At 38.7% G+C, this 8835-nt stretch carries 2 protein-coding genes and 1 pseudogene; all 3 read right to left on the reverse strand.

Going from position 1 to position 8835, the window contains the following annotated elements:
- A pseudogene (locus ACN4EE_RS20840) lies at positions 1-1059 on the reverse strand (hypothetical protein); the annotation flags it as partial.
- A gap of 260 nt (positions 1060-1319) precedes the next feature.
- A complete protein-coding gene (locus tag ACN4EE_RS20845) occupies positions 1320-8453 on the reverse strand; it encodes a clostripain-related cysteine peptidase (RefSeq protein WP_431708429.1) in 7134 nt (2377 codons plus the stop codon).
- 44 nt (positions 8454-8497) lie between these two features.
- A complete protein-coding gene (locus ACN4EE_RS20850) occupies positions 8498-8737 on the reverse strand; it encodes a hypothetical protein (RefSeq protein WP_431708430.1) in 240 nt (79 codons plus the stop codon).
- Positions 8738-8835: the final 98 nt, after the last annotated feature.

Below are 8835 nucleotides of genomic sequence, written 5' to 3' on the forward strand. Positions count from 1 at the left end.
GGTAATATTAACCGCCGTTGGTGCTTCATTTACATCAGTAATTGCTAAAGTAAAATTGAATGTAGCGTCAGGAGTATCACCTACGGTACCATCATCCACATTTACCGTCACTTGATATTGGTTTTTCGTTTCAAAATCTGGACTAGCCCCGACATAGAATAACTCCGTACCACGAATCTCAAAACTACTCGCATCAGTTCCTGTCAAAGAAAGAACATTGGTACCTAAAGCATCATCAGTAACTGCAATGTCACCTACTTTGATTCCCTCACCGATAACGCTATTTTCAGCTAATTCTGTAATCGTATTTGTAAGGGTAACTGCTGTTGGTGCTTCATTAACATCGGTGATATTGAGAGTGAAATCTGTCGTAGCATCAGGAGTATTACCTACGGTATCATCATCCACATTTACCGTCACTTGATATTGGTTTTTCGTTTCAAAATCTGGACTAGCCCCGACATAGAATAACTCCATGCCACGAATAGCAAAACTACTCGCATCAGCTCCTGTTAAGGAAAGTACATTTGTACCTAATCCATCATCCGTGACTGCAATATCACCTACTTTGATTCCCTCACCGATAACTGTATTCTCAGCTAACTCGATCGAATTGGTAATATTAACAGATGTAGGAGGTTGATTAATTTCTAGGGTAATAGGAAGAGTTTGTTGTTCTAGCACTGTATTGACTCTACCAGTACCATTGACAACCATTTGTGTATTATCAAAGGTTTCTAAAACCGTAAAAGTTACTTTGAAGATTACTGTTTCTTGGGCGGGAAATGGACTAAAACCTCCATTTGTATATTGAATAACAAAATTTGTTTCATCAATACCATCTGTATTATTTGAATCGGCAACAGGAACTGGTGTTCCTAAAGGTTGTCCCGTCACCACTGTTGATGAGACAAAAGCTAACTTATCCCCATTAAAAAATAGTCTTGCTGTTAGGATTGCAGTGGCAGTTCCATCATTACTGTGTGAAACTGATACTTCTAAAGTGTCCCCTACTTTTACTTGAGTATTATTTGCGCTTAGGCTTAATATTTGAGTCATTATCTTAAGTTAATTATTTTGCATTGTTGAGAAAAGTTAAGAAAAACTTACTATAGGAGTTGTCAAGTAGTTTAGTTCGCTCTGAGATTCTTCACTGTCCTTCAGAATGACAAGTAAAGATGTAAAAATGTCCTAACTAATTTGGCGGTTGCTATAACACCTAACCCCTATATTTAGAAAATATTAAATAAAAGTGGGCAAAGAAAGCCCACCTTATTCAATTTAATGATTGAGATAAATTCTCACCTCAGTATTTCTCCTTAAATAATCGAAACGGGGTTAAAAGATGATAGAAAATCACGCACTTCACTTGCTGTGGTACGTTGACTACCATCTGGGAATAGACTAATTTCTTGGGCAATTCTGTCCACATCCGAGTCATTAGAAAATGAGAATACAGCAAAAGCTAATAAATAGTCTTCAGGTGAAACCAGTCCATCAGCGTTTACGTCAAACATCGCATTAACAATGTCTTGAGTTAAATAGTAATCTAAATCCTCTGGAGCTACACGAGTAGAACCCGGTGTAATTAAACCAATCCCATCCATGGTATTCTGTAATGCTTCGTCACTACTAAAAGCAAAACGTCCAAAAGCCAATAAGTAATCTTCGGGACTTTCAACACCATCTCCATTAATGTCCAAATTACGACGAGCGATATTTAGTTCATAGTCAGTGGCAAGGAGAGAATCTGCACCCTCGACACGAACATAAACAGGAGTGTTTACAGAACCAAAACTGACACTTTGAATGGACGCACCCGATCGCGCCGATGTTGCTAAAGGAGTGGCATTAGGATTAGTAAGAATATCGGGAGTATAAGCGGTAAGAGTTAAATCACCAGTATAACCACTAATAGTAATGGTATTGGGATTTAAGGTGGTGATCCGAGAAGGATCATAGACGAACCAATCTTTATCCCCTGATGTAATGGTTAATCCCGTGACACTACGCAATTCATTATTTCCTAATGAACCAATATTAGTGGCTTTATCAGGAATATTATTATTACCGTTACGATCGAAATCGTCAAACACCACCGTTGAATCACTAGCTATGCTACCAGAACGAGATCCGGTAGATGTAGGTTCTACTTTAAGACTATAGTTCCGTTGAACAACTCCGGCATCTGCTCCTGACACTCTCAAGAAATAACGGGTTGTTGTTCCTTGCGCACTGAAGGTCATCACTTCCGTACCATTGGCACTACTAGAACTATTGGACTGCTGTTGTAATTGTTTTTGGGCATCAAATAATTCTAATTTAAGATCGCCAAGATCATGGTTAAAGGTGACAGTAACTTGACCGCTAGAAGAAGCAGGTAAGTCGAAATAATACCAATCCTGATCTCCTTCGGTAATACTTAGATTGTTATATACTGCCGAAGTGGTCATGCTACCTAAGTCAACCGCTACGCTACTGTCATCATTATTGGAACGAACAATATAACCTAAACGATTTTGAGTTTCAAAATCATCTTGAACGGCACGACCTGTATCAGTACGAGATTCTCTGGTTAAACGAGAGAGGAATTGATCCCAGCCAGTTTCATTGATCCAACCAAAGTTATTAGAATTGTAAGTGGAGGATACACTAGCACTAGGAGCAGGTAAATAAACCCCAAGACCACTATAACTAGCACTACCTACTTTGTTAATCACGCTATCATTTAAGGCAGTTAAAACATTGTTCGCTGCGGTTTTGAGAGCGTCACTAACATTCGCATTAGCAATTCTTTCCACAAAGCTACCCAAATCTCGATCATTGGGGAAAGCAAAATCATGAACACTTGCACGGTTACGAGCGTTACCGATTTTGGCCCAATCAGACTGTTCCGAGGCTAAGGCAACATCGACAAAACCTTTAATAGCTGTTTTTAAACTATTGTATTTTGCTTCTGTCACATCGAGAGCGGCAAGAGTCCAAGTGTTATTGTAGTAAGTACCATAACTGTCAACGATCGCCGAGCCTAAATCTTGAGAAGTCATGTAAGGATTTTCAGCTAATTTCGTCAAGAATCCGTCATAACTCCAACCATCTCCCGGTTCGATTTGTTGAGCACCTACGATTACATCCGTAAAAGGTGCTAAATCGTGGGTTTGTTCGACTAATCCCATTAAACAAGCATCAAAACCAATTAAACCCAAATTAGGCATATTAACGGTGTTAAATGCTGATTTAATTTCCGTCTGAGTTAAATTATCTTTCGTACCCGTTTCATCCCAAGCAACTCCGCTTAAACCTCCGCCGTGATTCCATAAAATAACAGCATAGTTATCGGAGGCGTAATTTGTCATACCCCAATTGAGGAAATCGCTCAAGGTATTGGGATCGCCCATGTTTAGTTCCCCTACACTGGTTAGGTTACTAGAGATAATATCTCGATCGGAGTCATGTTGGATTAAACCACGACGGGTATCCGTCCAATCACCATTCGACGTATCATAACCGTCGATGCGATCGACTTGAACCACCACTTTAACATTGCTAGGTAGATTGACAAATTCCATCTCATTAATGTCTTTAATGGCGTATTGCTCAAGGTTATTGTCCGCCGCCATATAAACAAAGATTGTCCATGTAGGAAGGGGCTGTTCTTCTGGCTCTACGGGAGCATTAAGAGTCAAACTATAGTTAGGATTAGTCGCACCATCTACGCCTAGCACTTCAGCGTAATAAGTTCCTGCTTCTAGGTTTTCTAAGGAGATTACTTCTCGTCCTACACCATTTTCACTCGAAACTGAGATTTCTTGACCAGTACTATCGTAGAGTTTTAATAATAACTCTCCGGTGGAAGCTCCATATTCTAGGAAAATCTGATGTTGACTTTGTCCCTTATCTCCACTTTCAAACTTAAACCAATCTGGATCTGTTGCATTGTGAATGGTTAAGCCCGTAATAGTAGAACTTAGATTACGAATAACAGTAGCAGTCTGTAAAGTGTCATTTACCTCATAAATATCAGGGGAGATTCTTTCAGGCTCGTTACGGGGAGCACTAATTCTTAAAGAATAATTCGGCGAGGTAATATTTTGACCATCTTCCCCGAAAACTCGGATAAAGTATTCCGCTTGAGCAGTAGCAGTAATTTTTACAGATTCACTGTTTTCGTTACCTAAAGAATGGCTCAATTTTTGCTGATTACTGTCATAGATTTCTAAATCGAGATCCCCTAAACTGTGATCAAAAGAAATAGTAACTTCTAAGTCTCCATTACCAACACTGGTAAGTTTAAACCAGTCATCATTACCAGCCTCATGAACATTGAGATTTTCAAAGGATTGTTCACCCCGAATATTAGAGTTAGTAGCACCGCTAACTAAATAAGTCGCTAAATTATAAGCAGTACCAAAATCATCATTTGCCTCCGCCCAATCGGGTAAAATCGTAACAACATCGGGTTCAAAACCGCTCAAAGGTGCTTGAAGGGTTAGACTATAGTTAGGACTGGTGGATTTTCCTTCGACTTTAGCCCAGTAAGTACCTTGTACCAATCCGTTAAGACTGATAAATTCCAAATTACTTAAACCTGTGGAAGTTCTTAAGGAAGTTTCTTGATTTGAACCAAACAAAAGAAGATCTAAATTGCCCAATCCGTGATCAAAATTGATTTGGATATAGTCATTGATAGTACCATCTTTGCTTAAGGTAAAGCTAAACCAATCCTGATCCAAAGTTTGATCTTCGAGTTTATGGATGGTTAAACTGTCATAGATGCCTGACTGACGTAAAACAGTGGCAGTTCCTAAAGTATTATTGACTTCAAATCGATCGGGCAAAATAGGAGTGTCAACCGCATCAGTTCGAGCTTTAATGGTGAGTTTATACTCTGGGTTAGTATCTCCACGATAAACGCTCTCTTCTTTATCACCATAGCCAAAAACTCTGATCCAATAAGTACCTGCTTCCCAGCCCACCATACTTACTGCTTCATAATTGTCTATGCTGTAAGACTCCCCTTTTAATTTGAGGTTATCGGCATCAGTACCAGTATAAACTTCTAAATCAATATCGCCGAGAATATGGTTAAAATCAAGACGGATTTGATCTCCGATGCGACCCACGGCATTAGTGGTAAATTTATACCAGTCATTGTCCAACAAGACCAATTTTGCTAGATCAGGATCAGCAAAGTTCGTTAAAGTGGCGGCGGTTTGACGGGTATCATTATTTTGACCATTTTTATCGAATTTATCATCATTGTCTTCGCTACGTCCATCTAATGCAGTAACAATGGTTAAATCGTATCCTGGATTGGTAGCACCGTTATAGCCAAATACTCTGACGATATAACTTCCCGCAGATAACCCCCGAAGACTGATATTTTCACTATTACCAACCCCAGAGGATACACCTACTAGCTCATTAGAACTATTATATAATTCTAGTTCTAAGTCTCCTCTGGCATGGTCAAAGACGATTCCCACCGCATCTCGGTTTTTGCCTTCTTCTCCCAATTCAAAACTATAATAGTCGTCATCCAACAGGACTTGTTTTGTATTGGATGGTGTAATGTCTGCTAAGATGTCGCTTAGTCTGATTTTTCTTGTAACTCGACCAATATTGTAAGCTGTGTCAAAGGTGTCGTTGCCTTCTTCTTCATCGAACCAGTCATCTAGTTGTTGTGTGGACGGAAGATTAAGTTTTAAATTATACTCAGGGTTACTAGCACCTGCCCAGCCAAAAACTTGAGCATAATATGTACCCGGGACTAAACCGTTTAAACTGATAGACTCCTCATCGTTATAACTATAAGAGCCACCAAGCCAACTACCTTGCTCATTATAAAGAACTAAATCTAAATCCCCTAAACTATTACTAAATTCAATCTTGATACTACTTTCGACAGTGCCTCTTTGAGACAATTCAAAAGTGAACCAATCTGGATCGTTGGAGACAATAATCAGTCCGTCAAGATTACCCGTAATAGGGGTGGCAGATTTAATGTCGTCATTATCTTCATACTGATCATCTTCTTCAACTTGAGGTTTCTCTAAGTCTGCTTCATTATAATTGTCGAAATTATCAGTGAAAGATACTCCTCCTACTAAACCTCGAATAGTACCTGATTCAGAACCTAAACCATTATTACCAGAAGCATAAGCATAATCAGCAAAACCATAATCAGTATCAGAGTCGTAATAAGATTTTACTTCTACATAGTTATACCAACCAGAATTATAGGAGAAGTAATTAGCTTCAACGTTAGTAATTTCATAGCTTCCGATAAAACCTGTTTCATTGACAGAATCACGATTAATTATTTGATTCAGTTCATAAGTTCCACTGACGGCATATACAACGCCAGTATAATAATCACCATTACCATAGCTATAGGTGAAGGAATATCGATCGAGATAACTAACCGCTATGTCGGCTTCACTGGTGTTACTGAAGTAAGGATCTGAACTATTACCATTGCTGTCGTAGGCATAACCTGATTCACTTCCTAAACCACTATAACCAAAGATTCCATCGTCTTGGTAATAGTAGTAATCCTGAAGGATGTCGGCAAAACCATAACCAGTATCTGAGTCATAGTAACTGCTTACATAGACATAGTTGTTTAAGTTATTCGTGCTGTTACCGATTTCTTCTCCTACGGCAGTGATGCTATAGAAACCTTGATTACCTGTTTCATTTTCATAAGTTCCCTCAAGGATGCCTACAGTATAGGTATCTAAAGGTGCATAACCATAACCCGTGTAATAGTCTCCATTGCCATACTCATAGGTGAACTCATATTTTTGATAACGATAGAGGATGTCGGCTTCGGAAGAATTACTGAAGTAGGAATCACTGGCGTTACCATTGGCATCGTAGGCATAACCTGATTCACTTCCTAAACCACTATAACCAAAGATTCCATCGTCTTGGTAATAGTAGTAATCCTGAAGGATGTCGGCAAAACCATAACCAGTATCTGAGTCATAGTAACTGCTTACATAGACATAGTTGTTTAAGTTATTCGTGCTGTTACCGATTTCTTCTCCTACGGCAGTGATGCTATAGAAACCTTCATTACCTGTTTCATTGTCATAAGTTCCCTCAAGGATGCCTACAGTATAGGTATCTAAGGGTGCATAACCCCAACCGGTGTAATAGTCTCCATTACCATACTCGTAGGTAAATTCATAGCGTTGATAATGGTAGAGGATGTCCGCTTCGCTGTAGTAGTTAAAGTAAGAATCTGCACTGTTCCAAGAGGTGTCAGTGGCATAATCTGCCTCCGAACCTAAACCATAATAACCATTGACACCATAGCTTACATAGTTAACTAAGTTGGTAGTTTGACCATAACCAGTGTCCATGTCATAGTAGGAATTGACGACAACCTGATTCTGTTGACTGCCAAATTCTCCAAAGGTGACGCTTTCGATAAAATAGCGTCCATTATAACCTGTTTCATTAGGACTGCTATCGTTATCCCAATAAGTTCCTACTTTGTTGGTATTAACAGAAATTACATCATTAGCTGTACCTAAAGAAGCTGTACCTTCAAATTCAACGATATAACCTTTTAAGGTTGTGTAACCATAATCATTCCAATTTTTCCAAGAGGTGTCATTGTAATAAGCAAAGTTGTCAGTTCCGTTGTAATTATCTGGTTGCCCCACTGCCCATGAAATATAATTCCAAGTTTCACCTGTCACCCATTGCCATACCCCCTCGGTTTCTTGATCCGTTGCACCAATCCAAGGACCAGAATAATCATAGAATTGAGCAATAGGTAAGATATTAGAATAAATAAATTCGTTTTCTTCTTCGGAAGTTACTGTGACTAAATGACCATTAACCCCATTATAGTCAATGTTACCTGTCTGTAGTCTTGCGTCTTCCCAAGTAATCCCAGATGGGCTATAAATATAGGCATAGGAATTGCCATTATAGTGGAAGACTTGAGCTTGTACTTCGGGTTGAGCAAAGGTGTTGCCTAAAGCGTAGAAATGACCAGTGTAATAATCTTGGGTAACATTATCTTTATCACCACTGTAATAGTAGGTGAAGTTATATTTTCCGATAACATTAGCTTCGGCAGAGTCATAGCCAAAACCATGATCTGAACCATACTCACTGCCTAAACTACCAAACTCAGCCCCTAACTCATAGAAGTAGTTAGATTGATCAGAAATATCAAAGCTAAGTCCTGTCTGAGAATCGTAATAGTTTGTTAAAGCTACATACCCTTCAAATCGAGTCTCTGGAATGATTTCCTCAGAGTGGATATAGTATTTACCGTTAAATCCTGCTTCGTTAGTTTCACTGCTGTAATCAAAGTAATCACCAACAGTATAGGAGTTATCGGGAGCGTAAATAAAACCTTCGTAGTAGTCCTGAAGCGTATTATTGAGATCGCCACTGTAGTAATAGGTAAATGAGTAGATTGTAGTCATAGGTTTTTCTCCAATGAGAAACAAAGGATAAAGTTTAAAAAAAGTTAGGATGAAAATTCTGAGTTAAGTAATCGATTCAACTCATTTTTAGCGGCTTTTAAAACTCTCAGAGAGAATTCTGTATCAGCAATTTCTTTGTCAATACGGGCTAAGTCAAATAGAATGTTCTTTTGTCGATCGTTTAACTCATCAATGGAAAATTCCTTAGAGTTAAAATTGATTTTCTGGGGGATGGGAAATCCACCAAGATCGATAAATTTAGGAGTATTAGAAGTTTGAGTCATAGATTTTTTTGAAACGAGATGAGATGTTGACTATTAAGTTAATAGACTTCTCCAATAATTATGTTTAGCCGATTGAAAATGACGATAAACTATATTAA

The sequence above is a fragment of the Geminocystis sp. CENA526 genome (genome assembly GCF_050753365.1).
GTDB lineage: Bacteria > Cyanobacteriota > Cyanobacteriia > Cyanobacteriales > Cyanobacteriaceae > Geminocystis.